The sequence below is a fragment of the Porphyromonas sp. CAG:1061 genome (assembly GCF_000435035.1).
GTDB classification, from domain to species: domain Bacteria; phylum Bacteroidota; class Bacteroidia; order Bacteroidales; family Porphyromonadaceae; genus Porphyromonas_A; species Porphyromonas_A somerae.
In genome coordinates this window covers 9,688-10,886 of sequence record NZ_HF988943.1, presented here as the reverse complement: position 1 = coordinate 10,886, position 1,199 = coordinate 9,688, and the positions used below count along the sequence as shown (strand labels likewise).

General features: G+C 51.4%; 2 pseudogenes. Both read left to right on the top strand.

What is annotated here, in order from left to right:
- A pseudogene (locus tag QVO39_RS07960) lies at window positions 1-723 on the top strand (hypothetical protein); the annotation flags it as partial.
- 27 nt (window positions 724-750) lie between these two features.
- A pseudogene (locus QVO39_RS07955) lies at window positions 751-1,199 on the top strand (hypothetical protein); the annotation flags it as partial.

The following is a 1,199-nucleotide window of genomic DNA, read 5'->3' as shown; positions in this document are numbered from 1 at the left end:
AAAGAGGAGGAGCCACTCCGATACAGCTACGCTATGTCGCAAGAGGCGGCCAAGCTCTATGCCACCAACAAGGTATTTGAGCCCTACACCCCACAAGGCTCCTCACAAAGCTACCGACTCTATCAGACGCTCGATAGCTACGATATGTCGTGGAAGATAGTGCCACAGATCTTTAGCTACGAATACCGCGATACCGACCCTGTAGAGGAGTATCTCGGCACCGAGCTAGAGGACCAAGACGACCTCGGACGTATCCGAACTGGCCATATCGTGGGACTACTTAGGTTCCGCCGAAAAATCAATGAAGCGGGCGACCTCTTCCAAAAAGAAGCACTTGGATTTAAGGGCATCCTCAACTTCCACGAGGCACACATGCAATTCCAGATGGGCATCCGCATCGCACACATTATCAATGATAATGAGGCGAATAAAAAGAATTACCGCTTCCCCTTTGGTAAGTATCATCAAGACCTCAATGCCGAGGGCTCTGGGCTACAAGCCATGGCCCCCAATAAGTACAATGAGATCGATCGTGAGTGGAGCAGCTACGATATCAGCTTCCCTATCCCCTTCCGCGTCATTGCCGATGCTACGGGTGACCAAAGCACCTTTGTGCACGACATTAAGGCGGTCTACCCCAATGCCGATGAGAGCCAGCTTCGCCGAATGTTTTTCGACGACACCGCTCGCTTCTTCAATCGCAAAGCCAGTTTGATATTCTAATCACCTTTTGAGCAGATCAATAACTCTATGAAATATAAAGCAATCCTACTCACCACACTTCTAGCAGCACTCCTTCTATCTGGGTGCCAGAAGTTTGTATTCTTTGATGTCTCAGTACCTGAGGACCGCAACCCCTTGCTCATCTCCAAGGTACCTACCACCGAGGCCGATGTCTACTTCAATGAGACCACCCGCCTACTGATCGATAAAAATCGGCAGCCAGGCCCTAACCTCGATGAAGGTGGTGCCCTCGATAATTGGGCCACCTGCCTAGTGATGATCAAGGAGGGGCACGACCACGGACAGGGCAAGCTACACGGCAACTACGTCTACCCCAATGCCCCTTGGAAGCAAGAGCAATTTGCAGTGATTCGCAACACCACCTCCGGAATCACCGTAGAGGTCGATAGACGCTCCACCGCCACCTTTCTCGAGGCTACAGCCAATAAAGAGCTCCAAGAGAAGCAAGGCGTTGG